This window comes from Aquimarina pacifica, assembly GCF_000520955.1.
GTDB classification, from domain to species: domain Bacteria; phylum Bacteroidota; class Bacteroidia; order Flavobacteriales; family Flavobacteriaceae; genus Aquimarina; species Aquimarina pacifica.
The window spans coordinates 77,873-102,391 of the sequence record NZ_JACC01000011.1; the positions used below are offsets into that span (position 1 = coordinate 77,873).

Here is a 24,519-nt window from a genome sequence, read left to right on the forward strand (position 1 = left end):
TACTCGTGCAAAAACATTATTTTTGCCCCTCATTTTTCACATAAAACAGTAATTAAAATTAGGTACACATGAAAATACTTGGAATTGGAAAAAACTACGTAAATAGCAAAGAAGAAATTGCCGCCATAAAAAATGGAAAACAAGTTATTTTTTCTAAACCTGAATCTAGTTTGGTTACCAACAATAATGATGTGGTTTTTCCGGCATGTTCTAATGAAGTAGCATATGAGGTTGAATTAGTTATAAAAATAGGAAAGAAAGGAAAAGACATCGCAGAAAATAACGCTGCTTCTTATATTTCTGAAATTGCAGTAGGTATTGACTATACCGCAAAAGATATCCTAAGTAGATACAGAGAAACCAAAGGTCCTTGGGATTTGGCCAAGGGGTTTGATGGTGCAGCACCAATTTCTTCTTTTATCAGTATTTCTTCTTTTGAGGATTTAAATGCTATTAATTTTGATTTAAAAATTAATGGAGAACAAAAACAAGTAGGTACTACTGATATGATGATTTATAATTTTAATGAAATTATAGCGTACATATCACAGTTTATGACTCTAGAACCAGGAGATCTTATTTTTACAGGAACACCAGCTGCTGGAGTTGGTTTAATTTCTAAAGGAGATCATCTTCAAGCGTCTATAGAAGGAGAATTATTATTAGATTTTAAGATGATATAATACATCTTTATATATATTCTAATTCACATAGAAAATATAAAAAACCACTACGATCGTAGTGGTTTTAATTTTTTTAGTGTTCGTTATTTCTCATTGCATCCAGAAACTCTGGAGGTATCCCAATGTGCAACACAATGTTACCATAAGGTAGATCTATTTTGGGTTTTCCCTGGGGTATTTAAGTACTCTCTTTAGCTCACAGATTTAGGGTCTTTTGCTAATGTCCTCACACTTTATTTCTCCCTGATGTTATAAAAACTATTATTTATCTAACTATCGTCATAATCTTCAAAATAATATTTTTAACAACATCAATGCTATTACTTAGCGTTACTAAAATACTAAAAAACAACGATTAAAAACAAATAAAATCGACAAAATACACAAATTTTAACATAAAGATCAAAAAACTCTTTCTTTAGAAAACTAATTTTCTATTTCTTGTCTTGTAACTCCCACATTCTGTAACAACATTTTCTACGCGATCTTTTTATGAAGAATACAACAGATCACGCCTATTTTTAGTCAAAATATTTTATACAACGAGTAAGTAGACTGATATGCTATGAAGCGCTCACGTAACTCAAAACCATATTCACTTTATCTATTAGCTACTCTATCTAAGCACCTATTTGCATTTGATATGGTTTTGCTTAACATATGTATCAACAATTGTGGAATCTCTATTTACATAACGCAGACACCAAGAGCATAAAACATTGTTTTACAACACCTTACTCATAGTCTTAATTTACACTTAGCATAAAGGGGATAAAAGCTAATACACTACGGGGAAACCCTAATTAATTTGTTAATTTTATGTAAACTTATTGTAAAATTAGGTATTTTTACATTCTAATTTACTGATTTCACCCCTTTTTACATGAAAATCAATTGGTTATCTGAAACGCCCGAAAATGGTTCTGATATTCAGAATTCTCTGAAGCAGGAATATAATTTTAGACAAAAGACTACCATGTTCTTACTTGAACTTATAGAAAGTAAAGATTGGATTGATTTAAGTCTGATTGAATTCGATTTTTGTCCGAAACTTAATAGTTTTTCTATCTCTAAAAACACTCCAGAACCAGTATATTCATTTTTATCAGAACTTTCTACTAAATCATCTGTTCAATCAAAGATACCTTGGTTAGAATACCAATAAATTAGCTTTACTTTTTTACCTATCGATGTAATCGGTCTAGAATCTCCATCACCTCAGTTTTTTTTCGAACAGAGACAGGGATACTTTCTCCACTTTTCAACATGAGATAGCCTCCATCTGTTTTTATAAATGCACTAATACACTGCAGATTAACCAAATGACTTTGGTGAACTCTCAAGAACTGATAATTCTTAAGCATATCAGCAAAATACTTTAGTGTTTTGGTTACAAAGATCTTTTGTCCATCCTGAAGAAAAAAGATAGTGTTATTGCTATCTGATTCACAACGGATGATATCATCTAGATTAACAATTATTATTTTATCAAGTGTATGTAATGATATTTTATCAGGCTTTTGCTCTGGTGCAGATAGTGTTTCTTTTAAAATATTTATACGTTCTTGATTAGGCTGAATTTGTTCTTTTGCTTTTGCAATGGCGAGAGCCAAATCTTCATTCGAATAAGGTTTTAGAACATAATCAATAGCCGCAAATTTGAAAGCTCTTATTGCGAATTCATCACTAGCTGTCACAAAAATAATTTTCGATTTCAGATTAGGAAATATCTCTAGTACGTCAAACCCTGTACCATCACCCAGCATAATATCTAAAAATAAAATATCAGGCTGTTTATTTCGTAATGACTTTGCAGCTTCAACAACACTTCGTGCAGTATCAACTACTTCTATTTCGGGATGATTTGTTTCTAGATCACTTCTTAATAACTGAAGTGCATCAGACATGTCGTCTACAATAGTGGCTGTAAGCATAGTATAATATCTTAATAGTCTGTTTGTAATGGTATTTTAAATGTGATCTCAGTTCCGGCAACAGCATTATCTTCCTTCAACTCTCTTATATTCAGAGAATCTTTTCCTGATATAGATTCTAATCGTTCTCTAGTTACTGTTAATGCCATTGACTGGTGATCCGTTTTTGTTTTCTCCTTTTGTGATTCAAAAATTCCCATTCCATTATCCAATACGGTACAATGTAAGAAATCTTCGGTGGTATGAAACCCTACTTTCAAATCTCCATACCTACTGCCCTTTAGAATACCATGCCTAACAGCATTTTCTACAAAAGGCTGAATTAACATTGGGGGAATCAGTATTTCTTCTGGGTCTAAATCAGTATTTATGGCAATACTATAATCAAAAGATTTACTTGCCATTAATTTCTCTATTCCAATATAATGTTTTAAAGTTTGTACCTCTTGATCTAAAGTTATGTAATCTTTCCTAGAATTATACAATGTTTCTCTAAGCAAAATCGCAAATGTATTTATGGTATTATTCATACGATTAGGATCACTAGTTCCCATGGCTTTAATACCATTAAGCACATTAAATATGAAATGAGGGTTCATTTGTAGTCGCAATGCTTTTTGCTCTAGTGAAAGCAAATGATTTTGCATTTCTAAACGCTCCTGTACTTCTTTATTTTTTTGCTTTACCCTACGAACGTAAGATAAGGCATATCCCCCTATTATCAATATAATTAATGCTAATACTGCTAGTTGAAACCAGGTTTTTTTATAAATAGGGCTGTCAATAAAAAACCGAAAAGAAATGGGGTCACTTTCTTCCCATCTATAATTTCTAGATTGGGCAGAAAAGGAATGCGGCCCATAAGCTAGTCCTGCAAGATTTTGTCTAAAGTCGTTAGACCATGGGCTCCACTCAGAGTTATTGAGCCTCCACCTATATTCTATATCGTTAGGGTGGTCTAAGTCGATAGTTTTATATGCAAATGATAATTCTGTTTGATTAGGTGTTAATTTTAGAACCCTACTACTATTAGCCCATGTACCTAATTGTATCGAATCTACATTTTGATATGCAACCTCAAGATTTTCAAAATGTAAACTTGGTTTTATAGTTTCTTTAGTTATTTCAGAAGGTTGGTATTTTGTTAAACCATGTATTGCTCCAAACCATAAATTTCCATTATCATCTTTTGTAACCGCATTCAGGCATGTCTCAATACCCAAAAAACCATCATTTCTACCGAAGTGAAAAACATCAACAATGTCATTAGATTGGTTCAATTCTATTTTATCTACTCCCTGCTCATTTCCGACCCATAAATTATCTTTATCATCAAATATCATTTGATAAATATTATCAGAATATGGTCGTTTTTTCCCTTTAAGTTTTTTGAACTCAAGATTCCCATCTATACTAGACCACCAAATTCCTCGTCCTGCGGTACCCAGGTACAGCATATTCTTGTGAAAAAGCAACGTCTTAATAGCCACTTTTTTATTCAATACATTCTCTATGTGAGTTACTCTATTTTTATGAATATACCCTAGATTTCCGTTCTGAGTAGAATACCAAATCTTACCTGTAGGATCAGGTTGCATGTCTTTGATTTGTAAATCCTTTATACCATTTTTCTGTGTAAATTTTTTCTGAGAACGTATCCTTCCTCGTTTGGGATCATACCTAAGTTTGGCTATCCCTTTTGAGTATGAGGCTACCCAAATATCATCCCCAACTACTTGAATTTTTCCTATCCAATTAGATATTAAACCTTTTCCCTTATCGATACTATGATTCTTAAATGCCAATTGCAAAACAGTATCAACCATCACTTTGGGATCCTTTTTTAGCGCTTTAATCCGTCTATCATCAACAAGAAGTGAATCCATCTGAAAAATTTCCTTATAAAAAATCCCTCGACCATCTGTACCTGCCCATATATTACCGCTCGCATCACTAGTAATTGTTTTAATCTTTAGATTAGATAATCGATCCTCCTGAGGGATGGGGTGCACACCGGTAGAATCTATTAACACCAATCCTTCTTCAGAATTAGATGCCCATATTTTATTTTCTATATCATGAACGGCATAAACACGATCAGCTTTTAATCCTGTATTTTGATCATAATGCACAAAATTATTCTGAAAATATTTATAAAATCCCGCTCCTGAAGTTGCAATCCAAGTATTCGCCTGACGGTCCAAAATACTTTTTTTAATGTGAGAAACCGCTAATCCACTTTTACGATTAATGACTTTCTTTTGCTCTTCTAGAATGGCATCTATTACCACAACGCCTACATTATCAGTTGTAAACCATAGCTCACCATTAGCATGCGCCCCTATATGCGTTACTCTAACAGGACTAGGAATCCAACGATTACCATACGTTGAAGCATTGGTAGTAATTACCAAGACGCCCCGATTAAATGCTGCCGCAAAAACTTTATTATTATAAAAAATGGCTGCTGTATATTCATTCTTACTATGCCTCTCAATAATTTTAGCGCCCTTTTTAATATTGCTTAATTTCCACAAACCTTTACTTGTAGCTATCCAAAATAATTTTCCATCAAAAACTATATCGTTAATAATACTTGTATTGATCTTAGCGTTAAGATCAATTTTTATTAACCCAAGTTTTTTACGGTATTCATAAATCCCAAGATTAGTTGCTAAGTACGTCTTTCCTTCAATTTTGGTTATTCTGTTGACTCGAGGACTTTCGAAATTTGTGAAATTATTTTTTGTCTTTATACTTAATCCTCCTTTGGTACCTATAAAAAGGCTATCCTTAATAAAGGCCAATGAATGGATATAGTTTGACTGTAAGCCATCATTTTCGGTCCATATATTAAACTCCTCTCCATCAAATCGACATAATCCTCCTCCTTGGGTCCCTAGCCATAAATATCCCACTTCATCCTGTATGATATCATACACTTGAGATTGGGGTAAGCCATCCTCTAACGTATATGCTCTAAGCTGATTATTTTGAGATAGTAGAGGATTGACATAGCTAAGGCTAAACATCAACAAAAAAATAAGTGCCAGTCTTTTGAACTCTAGATAAAGATTGATAGTCATATAGTAATATACGTTCAAGAAAATTAAATGGTTTCTTACAAATATAATCAAACTCGTTTCTTGAACTCGAACCATAATTGTAAAAAAAACCGACCCACTGGTAAGCGAGTCGGTATAAATAAACAAAAGTTTCCCCCTTTTTGTCTATCAGATTGAATTTATATTAAGTTGGTTAATAGCCCGTAATAGCCGATGTCTTAGAGTCTAAGACGGTGCCATCATTCCAGGTAAAGCTTTGTTTCAAATTAATATTATTAATATTAGTTGATGTATCGTTATAAAAAGTTTGCGTATACAATATACTTCCCTCTACACCATGTTCTTGATTTGGAAATATATACTGATAGTCTGTATCAGAATTTTCGCAATACACATTTTGAATTTCAGGAAGAGGTACTACCGTTTGATCTTCTTTTACCATATAATAAAAAGTCTCAACATGTGCACAACAAGCAAGGTATTCTACTTCCATTTTAATGACCTCAGAGACCCCCGCTAGTCCAGGGTTCTCTAAGGTAGTTAAAAAGATATCCTCAAAAAGTTCTGTGTCTTCAATTGTTAGAGTAGATAATTTTTTCACTTTATCTCCTGATCGCACCAGAGTTATAACATATGGGGAGTGTTCTTCTTTCTGGTCCATAATTTCAGTTGTTACAAAAAACTTTTCGGTCTCTGCAAAACCTTCCTGTGCGCTAACAAACTGAAAGCTCTGGAGTAGAATAATGATTATGGCGACATTTTTCATAACAGTAGATTTTGAGAATGACTATCTGTTGCCAAATGTAATACGACTTCTTAATTAAAAAGATGTTGTTTTAGAATTCGTAACGATTTAGTTAGAATTCGTTTTAAATACCACTAAAATTCTCTAAAACCAACTTAAAAACCACCTGTCTGTAGAAAACCATCACCTGCACCCCTTATCAATAAAGGGATTGTGAGACATGTATGTTTTTAACCCACTCACACTATAAATCATCATCTATCAAAAAAAACGGGGATAATTCCCTTATAAATAGGGAAATGCCCCTTTTTTAACATTTTAAAGGCATTAAAATAAAAAATAAACTTAATTTTTTAAAAAATTCATACATATCAACCTAACACAGATACTCTTGTAAGACAATAAGAACCTATTTAGGTTCAGAAATACAGCATAAAAACCTTATGAATGTTCTACAAACAATTCTATGTATATGAATCTGATTCGTAAAAGAAAGAAAAACCAGAAATCATTCATTATACTAAAACACTACACTATTAATTTGTTATTCTCAAAAAATAAGATATTATGGACCGAATGTATACATTGTACAAGACTTCATATCGTTGAAACCAGTTCTACTGAAGTACCATCAAATTATCAAAAACGATAATATATAAACACAAATAAGCCTATAAGTTCAATTAATATCTCTAGAATTGATTTCAACCAAAAAAAATGTTATTTTTATAAAAAAGAAAGTTTTTGAAAATTAATAACTTACAAAACATTTGTTTTTAACCTATATATCATACTCATGGAATTGGATTGGACCATCAACAAAATTGACGCGCACGTACACTTTAATACACTAAGGACTTCACTTATTGAATATGGAGTGCAAAATAATATCCGCTTTCTTTCGATTAATACTGATATTCCGTTTTTTCCATCTATCGATAATCAAGAAAAAACGATTTTAAGTCTTAAAAAAGAACATCCTGATCATATAGACTATGTAACTACTTTCTCATGTCATAAATGGGGGTCCGAACAATGGTTGCAGGAAAGTCTGGATCGAATAAAAAAATCCGTTGATCAAGGTGCCGTTGGAGTTAAAGTTTGGAAAAACATAGGCATGAGTCTAAAAGATGATAATGGACATTATATAAAAATTGACCATCCTTCTTTTGCTCCTATTTTTAGTTATTTAGAAGAAAACAAACTTCTTCTCATTGGTCATATTGGTGAACCTAAGAACTGTTGGCTACCTCTAGAAGAAATGACAGTCGAGCAAGATAGGAAATACTTTGCTGCTCATCCTGAATACCACATGTTCTTACATCCAGAATATCCTGATTACCAAGAACATATTGATGCCAGAGATAAGGTACTCGCTAGACACCCTAACCTGAATTTTGTTGGATTACATTTATCTAGTCAAGAATGGGAGACCGACCTAGTAGCGACTTTTTTAGACACTTTTCCTAATGCAATGGTAGATTTAGCAGAACGAATTTGTCATTTACAGCATCAAGCGGTCACTAATTGGCAAAAAGTTTATGATTTTTTTATCAGATATCAAGATCGTATTATCTATGGTTCTGATGTTATTGACGATAATAGTTTATCTGACGAACAACTAATTGCCTATATGGATGAAAGATATAAAAAACACTGGCAGTTTTTTACGAGACAAGAAATGATGTCTGCGCCAAAGGTTTCAGAAAATTTTAGAGGACTAGGATTACCCTTTGAGGTTATCAAAAAGATCTATTCTGAGAATGCCTTGAGAACCTATAAACTACCCTAAAGTATATTAACTTTTATCTTTGACCAAACTCTAACCAACAGACCCCCAGCCAGAAGAGCAACCAAAGTAACAGGAATGGCCATAATATATTCTCCATATATCCAATATCCGGTTGCAAATAGACAACCATATATAAAGAGGCAACCCAATAACATTGCTAATATCCCTGAAGGCACACTCCATTTTCCTGTTTGTGTAACAATCTTTTCCTGATCTTCACTTGCTTTGGTTAAAACGGTATCCCAACCAGGCCCGCCTGGTTGTATTTTTCTGTAAAAATTAAATAAAACTGCTTTCTTTTCTGGTTTAGTAAGAAAGGTTACTGCTACCCAAAAAACTGTGGTTATTAAAACTATTACCGGAAATTTTGACCAACTTGGCAACACACCCACTATAGCATTACCTGTCATTACATCCGTATGATCAAAAAAATATGTACCTATATCTGTGAAATTAAATAAAATAGAAATAATTCCTGAAGTAAACATGGCCGTAATCTCACTCCAAGCATTTATTCTCCACCAAAACCACCTGAGTATAAATATAAGACCAGTACCGGCTCCAAACATTAAAATAATATCAAAAATTTGTTTTGCATTGGTTAGAACCAGTGCAAAACATGCACTTACTACCATTAGTATTACTGTTGAAATACGACCTACGGCAACAAGTTCTTTATCCGATGCTTTCTTATTGACTTGTTGCTTATAAAAGTCGTTCACAATATATGAAGAACCCCAATTAAGGTGGGTTGATATAGTAGATATATAGGCAGCAGCCAATGAAGCCATCACAACTCCTAACAATCCATTAGGCAATTTCGTAAGCATTGCAGAATAGGCAAGATCATGTCCTAATTTATCTTTAGTTATATTAGGAAATGCTTCTTGGATACTAGCAATATCTGGAAACACAACCAAGGATGCTAAGGCAACTAATATCCATGGCCAAGGGCGCAATGCATAATGCATAATATTAAAGAAAAAAGTAGCTCCTATAGCATGATTTTCATTTTTGGCAGCCAACATACGCTGTGCAATGTATCCACCACCTCCTGGCTCTGCTCCTGGATACCATGAACTCCACCATTGAACAGCTAACGGTATAATCAATAATGTAATTAATGCTTCTGTATTACTAAAATTTGGCAATATATCTAATTTATCCACAACATTGCTATTGGTCATGAGGCTACTCATTCCTCCTACCTCTGGTAAATTAACACAGTAATACGCAGCGCCAATAGCTCCCACCATGGCTACAAAAAACAGCACAAAATCTGTATACACGACTCCTTTAAACCCGCCGAAGGCACTAAAAACAACAGTAATAGTTCCGGCGATTGCCACAACCATCAAAGGACTTACACCTAACATTACCTGTCCTATTTTTATAGCCGCCAAGGTCACTCCTGCCATGGCCAAAATATTAAAAATAACACCAAGATATACCGCTCTGAACCCTCTTAAAAATTGTGCAGGTTTACCACCATATCTTAATTCATAAAATTCAATATCTGTGGCTACTCCTGATTTTCTCCACAACTTGGCATATACAAACACAGTAAGAAGTCCTGTAATCAAAAACGCCCACCAAACCCAATTACCAGAAACTCCATTTTTTCTTACTATATCAGTAACAAGGTTCGGGGTATCTGTTGAAAAAGTGGTTGCTACCATTGACAAACCCAAAAGCCACCAAGGCATGTTTCTACCTGATAAAAAATATTCGTCAGCATTTTTACCCGCTTTTTTTGAAGAATAGATCCCAACGATCAAAATAATTGCGAATAGACCAAAAATAAAAATGTAGTCTAATGTGCTTAAAAATACCATATGTGAGCCTTTGTTTTTTTATTATTTATGTGACAAAAGTGAGCATAGAGAACATAAGTTTTGTCAGCACTATGTTCTTTATTAATTAAATTTAATCGAAATGTACCACAAATCAAGCTGCTACGCAACGTATCAATAATTCGAATTCTATTTTTATTAAAAGAAAGCACAAAAACTACTTTCTATTATTAATACAGAACATGCGGTAAACCCTACAAATCTAATGTGAATCTTTTATCCAATTATATGGTTGTCTTTTGACCCATTTTCCTCTGGTAAAATCCGGAAATTCCTGAGGTTCTCCATTCTTCTCAATTGAGACTTCTGATAAGGGAGTAATTGCGCTCCAAGCAGCTGCATCATATGCGTCCATAGGAGGAGCTATATTTTGTTTGGCAGATTCTACAAAAGCATTAAGCACAAAAAAGTCCATTCCGCCATGACCTGCCCCTTCTGCATACTCACCATATTTTTTCCATAATGGATGGTCGTATTTTTCTAACCATGATGTAGCAGTATCCCATTGATGCGGTTTTGATTTTCCTTCAATATATATTCTATTACCATCTACCTCCCAAAGTCCATTGGCTCCTTGAACCCTAAAACCAAGCGAATAGGGTCTTGGTAGATTGCAATCATGTGTAACCACAATAGTTTCTTGATTCGCCGTTTCTATAACAGAAGTAATCACATCTCCTTGCTTAAATTTTATTTTTGCATTAGGATGATTTTCACCTCCTCCCTTTACAACATGATTATGAAGACCGATCGCCTTGGTGGCATTACTTGTCATAGAAACAAAACGGTTACCTCTATTGATATTTGCCATGGCCGCTATTGGACCTATGCCATGAGTAGGATATACATCACCATTTCTTTTAACAGAATGTAACGTTCTCCATTGTGCTTCTGAGGTAGACTTCTCTCCAAACTCAACCCCACCTCCGTAGGGTTGTTTTCCATTGTTAAATTTTACTTCACGCAAATCATGCTGATATCCGCATCTAAAATGTACTAATTCGTCAAAAACATTTTGACGAACCATATTAAGAACCGCCATAACATCCCTACGATAATTGACATTTTCGAGTATCATCATATGAGTCCCTGTTTGCTCATGAGTATTAACAAGGTCCCAACATTCTTCTAGTGTATTGGCTGCTGAGACTTCGACTCCAGCATATTTATTTGCCAACATTGCCTCTTTGGTCATCAGAGTATGCCAGAGCCAAGGAGTAGAGATAATCACTGCATCTACCTCTTCTAATGCGAGCAGATTACGATAATCGTATTCATTTTTACCAAAGACCTCTGGTTTTTTTGCTCCAGCATTTTCTATACTCTTAAGAACGAGATCAATTCTTACAGGATCTATATCACATACAGCTGTAATATTAACATCTTTTCTCAGTAATAAATTATTAAGGTGATGAGTACCTCTCAATCCCACCCCAATCATGCCGATATTGAGTTTATCGTTTTTACTACCATTAGAACTATAACTAAATTGTGGTGCCAAAAACAACCCTGCCCCAATGATTGATGCATTTTTAATAAATTTTCTTCTTGTACTCATGTCTAGTTAATTTATAACACATATATTCAACAATTACTTTTATACATATCATTTCGATACAATGATAAATATTTATAAATATAACTAAAAATAAGATATAAAAACAAAAAAAGAAATAAAACGAAAGTTTTTTGACAAAAAAGCTATGTAATAATTTTAGTTTTGTTTTAAAGAAAATAAAGGGCTTCTTACTATCAAATCAAAAAGTCTTCACCTTAATTTACAGTAAAAAATCTCTTGGCAAAACACCAAGCTATATATAAGTATGGTTTTTAAAATATTCTATTGGTTAAAATGAATGTATTTTCTCAAAGTTATATCTTCACAAATAAAGGATACATTCTTATTATACATCTCCTTATAATTTGCATATACTTTTCCACAGTTCTTCTCTCCATAATGATTAATGATTACTATTTTTCCTACATCCAAAAAACTTTGCGCTCCAGATTGATCCCACCAATTTTTATCTTTTTTATATGACTCATATAAGACACCGTCAAAACAAACACCTTCTTCTACCGTATTTTTAGCCATGCATTTCATTCCCTTGGCATGTACATAATCACACAATTTATTATAGTACGCAATCCCTTCAGCTTTAGTAACCTTTAATTCATATTTTTCTCTTACATCATCATATGAAGCCCAGTCCATATTATCAAACTCGACCCAATCACAACCCCAAGCCGCAATTTTATCAATTCTTGCTTTCATAATATCCACAACACCTGTAGTTACCTCATTTACAAAATATTCTCCTTTCCATTCATCCCATGCAGTGGTAATTATATAGGGTTTCATCTCATTATAATCATCTCTCCAATCCTCACCTGTTCCTATACTTATATAAGCACCTACTTCATTTCCATTAGCTTTTATGGTAGTAATGGCATCTGCAATATCATTGCCAAATGGATCCACAAGGACATAGGCGTTTTTGGCATTTTCGATGATATCTGCTATATTATCTCCATCATAATTCTCATTATACGCATGATTGTACACTGGTATAGCTTTACTTTTAAATCCAGAAATATCATCAACCTCATGATTATTTATTGTATCACCATAATTCTGACCAAAAGTCAAAAATGTGGTTAAAAAAAGAAAAGCAATGTTCATTTTTTTTATCATCATTTTCAAGCTATTTATTTTATAAAAATCTTTTACTTATAATTCACTCTCAAAACCTATAGTTTTCAGAAGAACACTAATTTTACATCCTAATGTTGGCACCCCTTATTTTCTTATAGACCAGACTGAATTCAATTCATAGGAATCACCTCTAAAAGAAGAAAATCAGAAAAATTAGCCTCTAGAGTATGGTTATCAGGTGAAATAGTCCCCATTTTTTTGTTATTAAAATAATCATTGATGGTATATGACCTATCTGCTTCTAACCCTTTAAGATTTATGTTTCCATTCCAGCTTTTAGCATAAAAAGCATAATACATAACTTCACCTTTTTTAATAACATGTGTTTCTGGTTTGTCGTACCCTATATCATATAAATCTCCCATGTATGCTTCTTTAGATAGCATCATATCATTATATAAGGAAAACCATTTTTTCCATATTTTCTCTTTTTCTGGAGTTAACAAATAACTTGCTTCAGCATATGGATTATCTTTAGGCCACGTAAATTTTGTTCCCAGAACCGCACCAATTCCAAATGAACTTGCAAAATCATTTGCATTATCACTCAACTCGACATGATCTCCATAATATGCGGTATTAGGCACCAGTGCCTTATAGGTTTTTCCTTTATGGCGCACCTGCCAACTGGATAACGGATCAGAAGACACTGCTTGATTCATTGATGCCATATTAAAATAAGACATACACGCTCCACAAGGGCAGTTTTCTATAACTGCATTAGGTTTTATCTTTCGCGTTTCGTCATAGATCATTTGAAAAAAAGCAGGAAGCTCTTCTACTGATTTTTGCGGATCATCAATCCCAAAATCAGCCCCAACACCGTTCATATGCTGTCCATCCATTTTGAGACCATCAAATCCCCATTGATTCATAAACAGATCAATAATTTCTTTGGTATGTCTTTCTGTTTTGGGATTTGCAGGAGAGAGACAATACGCATCCCACCAGGTAATAAATTGTGGAGATTCATCTTCTTTAAAAATTCGCATATCGGGATCCTTCTTAAGCGCATCACTATGCGGATCTGCTGCAAGAGGGGTCCACCAAATTTTTGCTTTTAATCCATGATCATGAATATCATCTACTAGTTTTTTAATTTCTTTATTCCCATTTGGGAACTTTTTTGGATTTGCATCCCAATCACCCTCTGCTATCTGAAATCCATCGTCTAAAACAGCCCATTTAATACCTAATTCTTTAACTTTTGGGAGTGTTCCTACGATTTCATCTAATGTAAATTTACGCTCATAGCCCCAAGCACACCAAATAGGTTCAAAAGCTGCGGGCTCTGGCTCAACAATATGAATACCCTTATCTTGCATCAACTTCGAATATCTAGAGAGGTTTTCAAAATAATCTCCTTTTGTAATCGATATAAATGTTTCTAAAGTCTCTATCTGACTTTTAGATTTGAATACTGTTCTTTCCTTAAAATCTTTAGAAACACCAATTATTACATCTTTTCCTTTTTTTGGAATTTCTGTGGGAAGATTTACTTCCTTAGGCACTAAAGCCAAATGTCCTGTTGCAATATTAACGTCTGATCTCCATATCGACGTTACAGGAACACCACCGCCATAATCCGTTGCATTCATCCCCATAAAGTTCTTTTGATAATATCCCGGCTCTAAAGGCCTAATCCAATCGCTTCGACTTTGTGAAGAACTTCCCTGAAATGCCCAAAAAAGAGGCGAATCCTCTTGAGACAAAATACTATATTGATTATTAGTCCATTTTGTAATATAAACATCCTCATCCGAAACATTCTTGTATATAACTTTAGTAGTCAACAGATCAGAGTAGACATCATAAGCGGTAATAATCATCTTTTTCTCTATAGATACTTTTTCATCTGTATGAATTCCGTTTACTACCCATTGTCTTCCTGACAAAACCCCTTTTAACTCCAGCTCATCAATATTTAAAAACTTAAACTCAATGATGCTTTCTTCGTTAACCCCTATTGTCTCTGAAGATTGAAAATCGTTCATTATAGACTTAATATCATCCTGTGTTGTATAAAATTTTGTTTTTAAATTTTCATTCACTTCAAAATTCAACGAACCGTGGGTAATTTTTACAACAGAATTTGAGGATGTTGATGTATTTTCATTCTGACGTACACAGCTATTAAGTGTGCTTAAGAAAAGAAATAAGAGTATAGGGTAATATAGTAAACTACTTGAGAATTCTTTTTGCATTTTCATGATATAGCTTTTTAAGTATAGAGTCATCGAGTCCAAATCCGTATAAGGGCCAATGATAATTAAACAGTTTTTTTTTGTAAAAATGTTCATCTTCAGTTTCTAAAATTCGTAACGTAACATTATACATAGATTCTTTTATACCCATATCGGTACCATAGAGCAACTTATCTTGATATTTTTTGTAAAATGCTCTTGTATATTTGGGCACCGAAGCGGTTTCGCCATAGCGTGCAGAAATATCAGCATATAAGTTATCGTACTTTTCTAGAAGACTCCCAACACGATCTAAATCATAACTACAATTAGCAAAATGACATGCAATAAATGTAGTATTAGGATGTTCTTTAACTGCATTTTCTAATGTATTGATTAATTGTTGATGTGACAGTATGTTTTTCTTTGTCATATCGACTTTCCAATTTGCTGCATTCATTAAGCCATCATTATGAACATCAGCAGGTTCATACATCCAATATGGCTCTGCTATATGAATGTTTACCGGCATTCCCAACTCACCACATTTCTGAAGTACCGGCTTCATACGCTCATCATCAATATGCATCCCATAAGCAGCTACTGGTTTCGAATACAACAACCCTTCTCCTTTATCCCCTAATTCACCAACACCTCGTGCGCCAACATTATAACACCTTTCTAACTCTCTAATTGCTTTTTGACTCCAGCCTTTTTGATCATACCCTGTAAAATCAAAACCGCACCAGATCTCAAAACGACCCTTATGTTTAGAATATGCCGCATAAATACTATCAAATGCTTTACCTGTTTGATAGGTAAGTAAAATTGTTTTTTCTATCCCTATTACATCCATAGTAGCCACCCATTCTTTAATTTCTTCATCAGACATTGCATAGGGATGAGAATGCATATCTATAATTGGAAATTTTGCTTTGGATACTTTTGTTTTAGGAATGTTATAAATTGAAACTGGATCATAATCCTTCAATAGGATTTCGTGCTGCCCAATAAGCATCTGGCTAGTAATCAAAAAAAGAATACATCCTATATAAAAAGCCTTCATATCAACTAAAATTCACGGTTTTCAAAAAATTAATTGTTCTTAGCTTATCCTCGATTAGAGAAGTAGCTTGCAAAGTAGCCTTAGGAAAAACCTTTCTTAAATCAATATCATCGGACCTCAAAAATTCTTTTTGCAAACTCGTCATAAAAACATTCTTAATCTCTGTTGCCAGGTTTATTTTAGTAATTCCGTTTTTGATAGCCTCTTGCAATTGATCATCCGGAATTCCTGAACTGCCATGCAGTACTAATGCTGCCGACGTTACCGTATTAATTTCTTGAACTAAATCTATTTGCAGTTGGGGTGTTTCTTTATAAAACCCATGAGCTGATCCAACAGCGATAGCCAAAGCATTTACTCCTGTATCCTGAACAAATGCATGTGCTTCGTTAGGCTGGGTATAAATCATTTTTTGATCCTGTCCGAGCTTTGAAATATACCCTAATTCTGCTTCTACATTAGTAGCAGAACCCTTGGCATATTGAACAATCTGACTTGTAATTTTTACATTTTCTTCAAAAGGTTTTTCACTCGCATCAATCATTACCGAATCATAACCAGCATCGATACATTTCTTTACCAATGTAACATCTTGACCATGATCCAGATGCAGCCATGCTTTTACTCCATATTGATGTGCTGCACTTCTTGCCAATGCCTTTGCAACTCCCAGTCCCATATACTTAATAGAACTTTCTGATACTTGTAAAATAATATCTGACCCAGTATTTTTGGCAGCAATTAATACTGCTGACAGTGTTTCAAAGTTGTAAAAATTGGTCGCCAACAAAGCCTTCCCTTCCTTTTTATTCTGCTGTAATCTATCTTGTAATCTCATAATTTTAAAAATGGTAAGAAAATTTGCTTTTGGCTATGTCTTTTATCGTTTCAAAATTCTTAAATGCTGTTGTACCTCCAGAAGCGGTAGTATTAATTGCTCCTGTTATATTTCCTATCTCCAAACAATATAAGTTAGGTTTTCCTTTTATGTACTCACTAATAAATCCAGCATCAAAACTATCACCAGCCCCGATACAATCAGCCACATGAGTATTGAGAAATGCTGGTTTTGAGGTTAACTCACCTTGTTCCCAAAGATGCGCTCCATGTTCACCATCCTTAATCACAATTGTATTGGCATATCTCTTTACTTTCTCTATTCCCGATTTTATATCCGTACAATTGGTCAAGTGTTTAAATTCTGTTGCATTGGGTAAAAAGACATCGATATAAGGAAGTAATTCTGCTAAACTCAACTCCCATTTCTCTTCAGGATCCCATTGCGGATCCATAGAAGTAGACAATCCCATTTTTTTTGCTCGTTGAAACAATTTTACAATATCCTTTTTCAGTTTTTTTTGCAAAAAAACAGAGCTGACATGCAAGTGTTTGGCTTTTGACAAAACCTTATCAGTAACTTCATCCTCTCCTAAATAATCCATTGCACCAGGAAAAGTAACATTCGCACGATCCATATCATAGTTCATTACAATAGTCAAACCTGTTTTGTATTGCGGAGAAGTAATTACAAAATCCGTATTAACATTTTTACGTATCAATGTTTCATTTATAAGGTTTGCAAAACTATCATTCCCGATTTTACCCAAAAAAGCAACATTGATTTCTAATGAACTTAGGTTACTAGCGAATATTGCAGAACTGCTTCCTAGTGTAACCGTTAAATCCTCTGCGATAATTTCTTTTCCGATTTCTGGAAATGCCTTTATATTATCTAAAATAATATCCACATTAAGTTCTCCTACAACAAGTACATCAAAATCTTTCATAAATGCAGTTTATATTAGTATTAATTCGTGCTCTTTTTTAAAAAGTAAGTCATTAAGATTAACCAGATTAAAGGTATAGAAATATTTATCCATTGCCATCTCTATATGAGACAGTAAGATCTCCTCGGCTCGAAAACCGTTATTTTCTAAATTTTCGTACAACAATACTCTTGATGCTATAACTTCGGGGTTTTGCCATATATATCGACATCCAGTTTTAACCAACCACTCTTGTCGTTGTTCTTCATTCGCATAAAAATCACTTGAATCTTCTGCATCCTCTAACCATTTTACCCAACGCCCTGAATCAACCACAGCATCCCATAGACATTTTTTGATATCAGCTCTTTTGGCAACAGCACCTTCTTTGAACAACCGCCCCTCAATCTCTTCTAACTCCATTAATCCTTCGTACTCTCTTTCAGTAAACTCTGGACCCACATTAGCTCCGCCCATTCCTGACAAAGGATATTGTTCTGGATTTGTAACATTATCAGAATAATGACCTTTTATGACACTTCCATATTCTGCTGCAATATCAACAATTGTCTTCGCAACCTGTGCATCAAACTCAGTAGTGTGTAAATCTGTACCTACTTTACCAACAACAAAACAAGGCCACACATCTTCTAGCCCTGCTTCTTTGAGTCCCGTTTTAAGGTATTCAAAAAATAATTTAAATACGGATAAATCAACAAGCCCACCATGAACTTCCTCTGTACCGACTTCATAAGCTATCTTAGGCAAACCTTTGTCCCGTCTATACTCTTCACAATGTTTTATCAGCTCTACTGTTCTCGATGCAACTACCTCTATTTTTATAGTTTCTCCTTTTGCCAATGTAGTATCTATAGTAGGGTCTACATGAATTAGATCATAGCCCGCATCAATTGCTGCTTCGAAAGAATCCTTGACAGCCTTCATAGTTTGCTCATAATTCATTCCTTCTTTTCTATGTTGATCTTTTAACCAAGGACCGCCATGATCAATAGCTATAATTACAGGAGATTGCAAATTAATTGCTTTTGCAGCAAGCCTTACTTTGTTTGCAAACTGATGCTGAGTAAGACCTGTATATCCACCATCAAGATCTACTTGATTTAATGTAGTAGCAAACTTGATAGGAGCGTTACACCTTTTTGCAGAATTTAAAGCTGCTTTTATAACAGCCATAGAATTAGGACAAGCAGCAAAAATGGTCCTATTGACACCTGTTTTTTTTGCTATCTTGGCATTTCTATCCAATATATAATCGAGTAATGACTGATTTGCATGCGCTGCACTACTTCTAAGGTTTTTATTCATCACACTACTTTTTTGCTAGGCATCTTTGCTATTTTGATAAAACAAAAAACAACATCAAATCCCTAATTATTAAAATAAAGCTAATTGTTTCTGAGTACAAATCTATCAAAAATACCTTAAACTTACAAAACCTTTCTAATTTTAAATAAAATCTTTTTCTTTCTTTTTATTTAACTAAAAACAAAAAGAAAGAAAAATTCACTAAATAAACAGAAGAAAAGAATACAAACAGCTGAAAAACAGACACAAACAAACAAAAAATGCACAAAACTACACAACCTTAGGACTACCTTGATACACATCACTTAATAATTTATAAAAAGTTTCAAAGGATATCAAAAAACAACTATACATCATTAAATCTGTTGATATTAGGAAGTTTTTTACTTGTTAAACATGCATTTTTAGAGGTAAAAACATAAATTACAACAAATTGAAACATAACAAAAGATATAATTATTATAAAATAAGTTTGTGAAAGATATTTATATTACATAACTTTGTAAAGTATACGTTAAGAAATTATGTTTATTAATTTAACACAACTAAGTAATGTGGAATATCAATTACAAAAGAATTACAGGGGCTTTACTGATTCTATTTTTTGCTACTTCTCTCTATGCACAAGAGACTATAATATCAGGAAAAGTAACTGAAACCGACGGACTCCCAATGCCTGGGGCAACCATTTTGGTTAAAGGAACTAATCAAGGAGTAACCTCAGATTTTGACGGAAAGTATTCAATTTCTGCTGGTCCAGATGCAACAACCCTTATTTTTTCTTATCTCGGATTCACAACTAAAGAAGTCGCAATAGACAACAGAACAACAATCAACATACAATTAACAGAAGATACTGCTACCCTAGAGCAAGTTGTTGTTGTTGGTTATGGAACACAACGAAAAAAAGACCTAACAGGCGCCGTTGCATCAATTGGCGAAAAAGAGTTACAAAAGTCTCCAATTGTTTCACTTGACCAATCGCTAGGAGGTAATGTTTCGGGAGTTTTTATCGCCAATCGTGGAGGTGATGCTGCCTCACCAATTAACGTGAGAATACGTGGAGTCGGAACCACCGGTAACAACCAACCCTTATTTGTGGTTGACGGAATCCCCTTGGTTCAAACCTCAAATCAAACGGTAAACACCTCTTCTGCCACAGAGAGCAACCCTCTGGCGTCGATGAATCCAGCCGATATTGAATCTATTTCTGTCTTAAAAGATGCTTCTGCTGGAGCCATTTATGGATCAAGGGCATCGAATGGTGTAATTATAATAACTACCAAAAGAGGAAAACAAGGACAAAAAACACAATTTAACTATGATACCTATACTACGTTTGCGCAAAGACGAAAATTCTATGATGTCCTGAACACAGAACAATATCTAGATTTTATGGACGAACTTGGGAATGTAAATTTCAACTTAAGTCAGTTTAGAGGAGCACCAACATATGATTGGCAAGATGCAATAACTCAAACAGGAATTACACAAAGTCATAATCTAAATATCAACGGAGGGAGTGAAAAAAGTAATTTTAGTATCTCTGGAGGATATCTTGATCAAAAAGGAATTACATTGGCGCAGAATTTTGAACGTTATTCTTTTAGCGCTAATTCTGATATTAAAGTTGGTAAGTTATTCAAATTCGGAGAATCTATAAGCGTAGGTTTTACGGATCGTTTGGTTGCCTCAGAACCTGGTGGTAGTACCACTCTAAGATCAGCATTAAACCAACCATTCGCTCCTATTTTTGACCCTAATGGCCCCAATGGTTACGCAGTAATGAATGCAGATACTGTAGGTGACCTAGCTAACGGCAGTGACGAACCTGTTCAAATTGTAGGGTTAAATGATCTAGAACTCAATGAAACTAGAATAAAAACCCGAAGAATAATAGGGAGTGTATATGGGCAAGTTGAATTACTAAAAAACTTAGTTTTTAAAACCTCTGGGGGTATAGATTATTCTACTGGAGATGGTGAATTTTTTCAAAACGTTTATGAATTCGGAGCAAATGATGCGAATAGAACAGATATTAGCCTATTAGTCAAAGAACGTCCTATAGAACTAACTACTAACCTAGCTAATACACTAACCTACAATACAACAATAGATAAGCACAATCTTTCTCTTCTATTAGGTCACGAAGAAACGCTGTTTAAATATACAAAATTAAGGTCTCAAGGAAATGACTTAATCAATACAGATGTTAGAATCGTAAATGCATCGGCATCAGCCACATCAGGAGAAGAAGCTGATCAATGGGCTTTACGAGGTTTCTTAGGAAGACTTAATTACTCTTATGATGACAAGTATTTATTAACCTTTAATATAAGGCGAGATGAAACAACTAGATTTAGTCCAGAAAATAGAGCTGATTATTTCCCCTCTGTTGCAGTAGGGTGGAATATTGCTAATGAATCGTTTATGGATAATAATTCATTATTCAATCAGTTAAAACTAAGAGGATCTTGGGGGGTCGTTGGAAACCAATTTACCGGAGCCAACTTTGCATACCTTAATCAAGTAGTTTTTATACCAGGATATGTTCTTGGCTCTAATCAGGATGTGATTACAGCCCCAACGTCAATTGTTTTTGCCAATGAGGATCTAAAATGGGAAGAAAGTGTACAATCAAACGTAGGTTTAGATGTAGGACTATTTAACAATAAACTAAGCTTTACTGCAGAATATTATCATAAACTCACAAAAGATATTCTAGTAAGTGTACCGCTGCCCGCAACAACAGGTTTTACATTTCCTACAGATGTTAATCTCGGAGAAGTTTCGAACCAAGGTATAGAACTTTCATTTAATTATCAGGATAAAATTGGCGATTTCTCTTATAATATATCCGGAAACTTTTCGACATTAAAAAATAAAGTAGAATCCCTAGATGGCAACAGTTTATTTGCAGACGCTGTAGCTACAACAACAAGCAGAACTATAGAAGGTGAACCCATTGGTCAGTTTTTTGGATATGTAACTGATGGTATCTATCAAAATGAGGCCGAATTGGCTGGGGCGGCACCTGATGATCTTGCTTTTAACTCAGATGCAAGAGCACCAGGAGATATAAGGTTTGTAGATATCAATAATGATGGGGTTATCAATGAAGATGACAGAACCGGAATCGGAAGCCCAATACCAACGCACTACTATGGGTTGACTATTGGAGGTTCTTATAAGAGGTTTGATTTTTCTATCTTTGTTCAAGGTGTAGGAGGGAATGACATCTATAACTATACTCGACAGCAATTAGAAAACTTAAACGCGTTAACCAATAAAAGCACTACCATTCTCAACAGATGGAGCGGAGAAGGCACAAGTAGCACGATACCGCGGGTCGACCTCAATAATGCTAATAATAATGATCGTTTCTCTGATCGATGGATAGAAAATGGATCCTACGCAAGATTAAAAAATATACAAATAGGATACACCCTTAATCCTGATTGGTTAAAAAAGAACACTAAGGACATTATCTCTAATATTCGCGTTTATGTCGCAGGACAAAACTTAGCTGTAATTACTGGGTATTCAGGACTAGACCCAGAAGTAACAAGAGCGCAGAGTTTTATAAAAGGTGAAAATGCACTAGCAACTGGTATAGATGACGGATATGCAACTCCACAACCTATTACCTTTCAGTTTGGCACCAGAATAACGTTCTAAATTAACTACTAATTCTAATACGATGAAAAAAATAAAAACATTCAGATTCAAATACGTTCTAGTCTTAGTTATGATAGTAGCTACAACTTCAGAATGTACTGACTTAGATTTACAACCCTTAGATGCGGTTACCGAAGAAAACTTTTTTCTTACCGAAGTTGATTTCAAAGGAGCAACACTAGCTTCTTATTCCTCAATGCAAAGTCTTTTTGCTACCACTGAACAAAATTACCCCGCTTTTAATGAGTGGTTTAAGGTCTGTTATGTCACATCTGATATGGTCAATACGTTCTCATGGAATTTTGATATTTTAAACTTTAGTAAATTTAGAGTCCTCGATACAAACCCAGGTTTTCAATACGTTTATGTAACTATCTATCAAGGAATTCATAGAGCTAACCTCGTCCTTGAGAAAATTGATACGGATAATGAATTGACTGCCGATGAAAAAATACTATACGAAGCAGAAGCTAAATTCTTAAGAGCATGGTTTCATTTTCAGAGCTACAAAATATGGGGAGGGCATGCTCCTTTAATGCTAGAAACCACTACGGATATTAATAACTTGGTTGTAGGAAATTCTACCCCAGAAGCAACAATAACAGCTATTTTAGAAGATTTTTCTTTTGCTAGCGCCAATCTTCCTACATCTTGGGATGACAGTAATCTGGGAAGAGCAACTGCTTGGACAGCAAAATCATATCTAGGTAAAACTCATTTGTACAACAAAGATTTCGAAAGAGCATTGCCAGAATTTCAGGATGTGTACAATAATGGTCCATATAGCTTAATGCCTACTTACGATGAGGTTTTTGATGTTAGCCAAGAAAATAATTCTGAATCAATTTTCGAAATTCAATTCGCAGGTGCCGCAGATGATAATGGCTGGGTTTTAGATGATTTCCACCCAGAGAATTTTAAAGCTACACAAGGGTTTAATAGAGAATCTGATATTGGAATATGGAGCTACAAATACAAACCTTCTCCCAAATACTTCGAAGTTTCTGAGGACGATGACCCTAGAGTAGCAACCAATATTTATCAGTTAGGAGACACTTACTATACTGCTTTTGAGTCATATACACTAGAATGGATTGATCAATCAGATGGGACCACAAATACACTTATTAAAAAGTACCGCGGCGAAAATGTTCCAAAAATGGCTCCTAGTAATGGCGCTGTAGATTACAACAATGAACGTATATTTCGTTTTGCAGACCTTATATTAATGTATGCCGAAACCTTAATAGAAACGGGCGGAGATACAGGTCTTGCTACGAATTTGATAAATGAAGTTCGTCTGCGGTCATATCCTACTGCTACTCCTATTGCAAGCGGATTATCAACCGGAGATCTTACAGATGCATTGCGATTAGAAAGAGGGTTAGAATTATTTTTTGAAGGACACCGATATTTTGATCTTGTACGTTGGGGCATTGCCCAAGAAACATTTGATGCTATTGATGCAACAGAAGATCCTAATGCCGTAATTACACATTCTTGGGGCACAAGAACCGCAAATGGGTTATTTCCTATTCCGCAAACCGAAATCGATAAAAGTGGAGGAGTACTAACTCAGATACCTGGATTATAAAAAATGAAATGAATTAGCACGTAGTTTTGTTTTTGAAGACATCTTTGCTCTGGTTCATCATATTATCCAGACAAAGATGTCTTTGTTTTCTATAACCTATGTCAAAACCTAACTCATC

Annotated in this window: 16 protein-coding genes; 5 read left to right on the forward strand and 11 right to left on the reverse strand. The window is 34.3% G+C overall.

The genetic code is table 11. The features are described from left to right. The first annotated feature begins 68 nt into the window (after positions 1–68). Together DZ60_RS0107975 and DZ60_RS0107980 are read left to right on the forward strand one after the other, a co-directional pair. Positions 69–683: a fumarylacetoacetate hydrolase family protein gene (locus DZ60_RS0107975; protein WP_025741564.1), complete on the forward strand. Its 615-nt coding sequence runs from the start codon at positions 69–71 to the stop codon at positions 681–683. A gap of 883 nt (positions 684–1,566) precedes the next feature. Further along, positions 1,567–1,848: a hypothetical protein gene (locus DZ60_RS0107980; RefSeq protein WP_025741565.1), complete on the forward strand. Its 282-nt coding sequence runs from the start codon at positions 1,567–1,569 to the stop codon at positions 1,846–1,848. 19 nt (positions 1,849–1,867) lie between these two features. On the opposite strand, the gene DZ60_RS0107985 is transcribed toward DZ60_RS0107980, so the two are convergent. The 3 genes from DZ60_RS0107985 to DZ60_RS0107995 form a co-directional block, all read right to left on the reverse strand. Next, a complete protein-coding gene (locus DZ60_RS0107985) occupies positions 1,868–2,617 on the reverse strand; it encodes a LytR/AlgR family response regulator transcription factor (protein WP_025741566.1) in 750 nt (249 codons plus the stop codon). Between the two features lie 11 nt (positions 2,618–2,628). After that, positions 2,629–5,703, reverse strand: coding sequence for a sensor histidine kinase (locus tag DZ60_RS0107990; RefSeq protein ID WP_025741567.1), 3,075 nt, complete (start codon positions 5,701–5,703; stop codon positions 2,629–2,631). A gap of 172 nt (positions 5,704–5,875) precedes the next feature. Beyond that, positions 5,876–6,448, reverse strand: a complete 573-nt coding sequence (locus DZ60_RS0107995; protein WP_025741568.1) for a hypothetical protein — start codon at positions 6,446–6,448, stop codon at positions 5,876–5,878. Between the two features lie 775 nt (positions 6,449–7,223). On the opposite strand from DZ60_RS0107995, the gene DZ60_RS0108000 reads away from it, so the two are divergent. Beyond that, entirely contained in the window at positions 7,224–8,219 is a 996-nt protein-coding gene (locus DZ60_RS0108000) for an amidohydrolase family protein (RefSeq protein ID WP_034229101.1), read from the forward strand. Here the strand turns inward: DZ60_RS0108000 and DZ60_RS0108005 are convergent. From DZ60_RS0108005 to DZ60_RS0108040, 8 genes are all read right to left on the reverse strand, one after another. Beyond that, on the reverse strand, positions 8,216–10,054 hold the full coding sequence (locus DZ60_RS0108005) for a sodium:solute symporter family protein (protein WP_025741570.1): 1,839 nt from the start codon (positions 10,052–10,054) through the stop codon (positions 8,216–8,218). The genes DZ60_RS0108000 and DZ60_RS0108005 overlap by 4 nt on opposite strands. 220 nt (positions 10,055–10,274) lie before the next feature. Beyond that, positions 10,275–11,630, reverse strand: coding sequence for a Gfo/Idh/MocA family protein (locus DZ60_RS0108010; RefSeq protein ID WP_025741571.1), 1,356 nt, complete (start codon positions 11,628–11,630; stop codon positions 10,275–10,277). Positions 11,631–11,912: 282 nt separating this feature from the next. Next, a complete protein-coding gene (locus tag DZ60_RS0108015; RefSeq protein WP_081740429.1) occupies positions 11,913–12,770 on the reverse strand; it encodes an endo alpha-1,4 polygalactosaminidase in 858 nt (285 codons plus the stop codon). A 128-nt stretch (positions 12,771–12,898) separates the two neighbouring features. Next, positions 12,899–14,998, reverse strand: coding sequence for a glycoside hydrolase family 36 protein (locus tag DZ60_RS0108020; protein WP_025741573.1), 2,100 nt, complete (start codon positions 14,996–14,998; stop codon positions 12,899–12,901). Next, the gene (locus DZ60_RS0108025) at positions 14,970–16,037 is read right to left on the reverse strand and encodes an amidohydrolase family protein (protein WP_025741574.1); all 1,068 of its coding nucleotides are present in this window, start codon (positions 16,035–16,037) and stop codon (positions 14,970–14,972) included. The genes DZ60_RS0108020 and DZ60_RS0108025 overlap by 29 nt, the downstream gene beginning before the upstream one ends. Before the next feature lies 1 nt (position 16,038). Next, positions 16,039–16,875, reverse strand: a complete 837-nt coding sequence (locus tag DZ60_RS0108030) for a class II fructose-bisphosphate aldolase (RefSeq protein WP_025741575.1) — start codon at positions 16,873–16,875, stop codon at positions 16,039–16,041. Positions 16,876–16,879: 4 nt separating this feature from the next. Further along, a complete protein-coding gene (locus DZ60_RS0108035; RefSeq protein ID WP_025741576.1) occupies positions 16,880–17,824 on the reverse strand; it encodes a carbohydrate kinase family protein in 945 nt (314 codons plus the stop codon). Positions 17,825–17,833: 9 nt separating this feature from the next. Further along, a complete protein-coding gene (locus DZ60_RS0108040; RefSeq protein ID WP_025741577.1) occupies positions 17,834–19,129 on the reverse strand; it encodes a class II D-tagatose-bisphosphate aldolase non-catalytic subunit in 1,296 nt (431 codons plus the stop codon). A gap of 552 nt (positions 19,130–19,681) precedes the next feature. Between DZ60_RS0108040 and DZ60_RS0108045 the strand changes: the two genes are divergently transcribed. Both DZ60_RS0108045 and DZ60_RS0108050 read left to right on the forward strand, forming a co-directional pair. Beyond that, a complete protein-coding gene (locus DZ60_RS0108045; RefSeq protein WP_025741578.1) occupies positions 19,682–22,807 on the forward strand; it encodes a SusC/RagA family TonB-linked outer membrane protein in 3,126 nt (1,041 codons plus the stop codon). Between the two features lie 22 nt (positions 22,808–22,829). Then, the gene (locus DZ60_RS0108050) at positions 22,830–24,401 is read left to right on the forward strand and encodes a RagB/SusD family nutrient uptake outer membrane protein (RefSeq protein ID WP_081740432.1); all 1,572 of its coding nucleotides are present in this window, start codon (positions 22,830–22,832) and stop codon (positions 24,399–24,401) included. The last annotated feature ends 118 nt before the right edge of the window (positions 24,402–24,519 follow it).

Bases quoted from the DNA above. Each gene is read 5' to 3' on its own strand.
- DZ60_RS0107975 (WP_025741564.1), top strand. From the start codon at position 69: ATGAAAATACTTGGAATTGGAAAAAACTACGTAAATAGCAAAGAAGAA.
- DZ60_RS0107980 (WP_025741565.1), top strand. From the start codon at position 1,567: ATGAAAATCAATTGGTTATCTGAAACGCCCGAAAATGGTTCTGATATT.
- DZ60_RS0107985 (WP_025741566.1), bottom strand. From the start codon at position 2,617: ATGCTTACAGCCACTATTGTAGACGACATGTCTGATGCACTTCAGTTA.
- DZ60_RS0107990 (WP_025741567.1), bottom strand. From the start codon at position 5,703: ATGACTATCAATCTTTATCTAGAGTTCAAAAGACTGGCACTTATTTTT.
- DZ60_RS0107995 (WP_025741568.1), bottom strand. From the start codon at position 6,448: ATGAAAAATGTCGCCATAATCATTATTCTACTCCAGAGCTTTCAGTTT.
- DZ60_RS0108000 (WP_034229101.1), top strand. From the start codon at position 7,224: ATGGAATTGGATTGGACCATCAACAAAATTGACGCGCACGTACACTTT.
- DZ60_RS0108005 (WP_025741570.1), bottom strand. From the start codon at position 10,054: ATGGTATTTTTAAGCACATTAGACTACATTTTTATTTTTGGTCTATTC.
- DZ60_RS0108010 (WP_025741571.1), bottom strand. From the start codon at position 11,630: ATGAGTACAAGAAGAAAATTTATTAAAAATGCATCAATCATTGGGGCA.
- DZ60_RS0108015 (WP_081740429.1), bottom strand. From the start codon at position 12,770: ATGATGATAAAAAAAATGAACATTGCTTTTCTTTTTTTAACCACATTT.
- DZ60_RS0108020 (WP_025741573.1), bottom strand. From the start codon at position 14,998: ATGAAAATGCAAAAAGAATTCTCAAGTAGTTTACTATATTACCCTATA.
- DZ60_RS0108025 (WP_025741574.1), bottom strand. From the start codon at position 16,037: ATGAAGGCTTTTTATATAGGATGTATTCTTTTTTTGATTACTAGCCAG.
- DZ60_RS0108030 (WP_025741575.1), bottom strand. From the start codon at position 16,875: ATGAGATTACAAGATAGATTACAGCAGAATAAAAAGGAAGGGAAGGCT.
- DZ60_RS0108035 (WP_025741576.1), bottom strand. From the start codon at position 17,824: ATGAAAGATTTTGATGTACTTGTTGTAGGAGAACTTAATGTGGATATT.
- DZ60_RS0108040 (WP_025741577.1), bottom strand. From the start codon at position 19,129: ATGAATAAAAACCTTAGAAGTAGTGCAGCGCATGCAAATCAGTCATTA.
- DZ60_RS0108045 (WP_025741578.1), top strand. From the start codon at position 19,682: ATGTGGAATATCAATTACAAAAGAATTACAGGGGCTTTACTGATTCTA.
- DZ60_RS0108050 (WP_081740432.1), top strand. From the start codon at position 22,830: ATGAAAAAAATAAAAACATTCAGATTCAAATACGTTCTAGTCTTAGTT.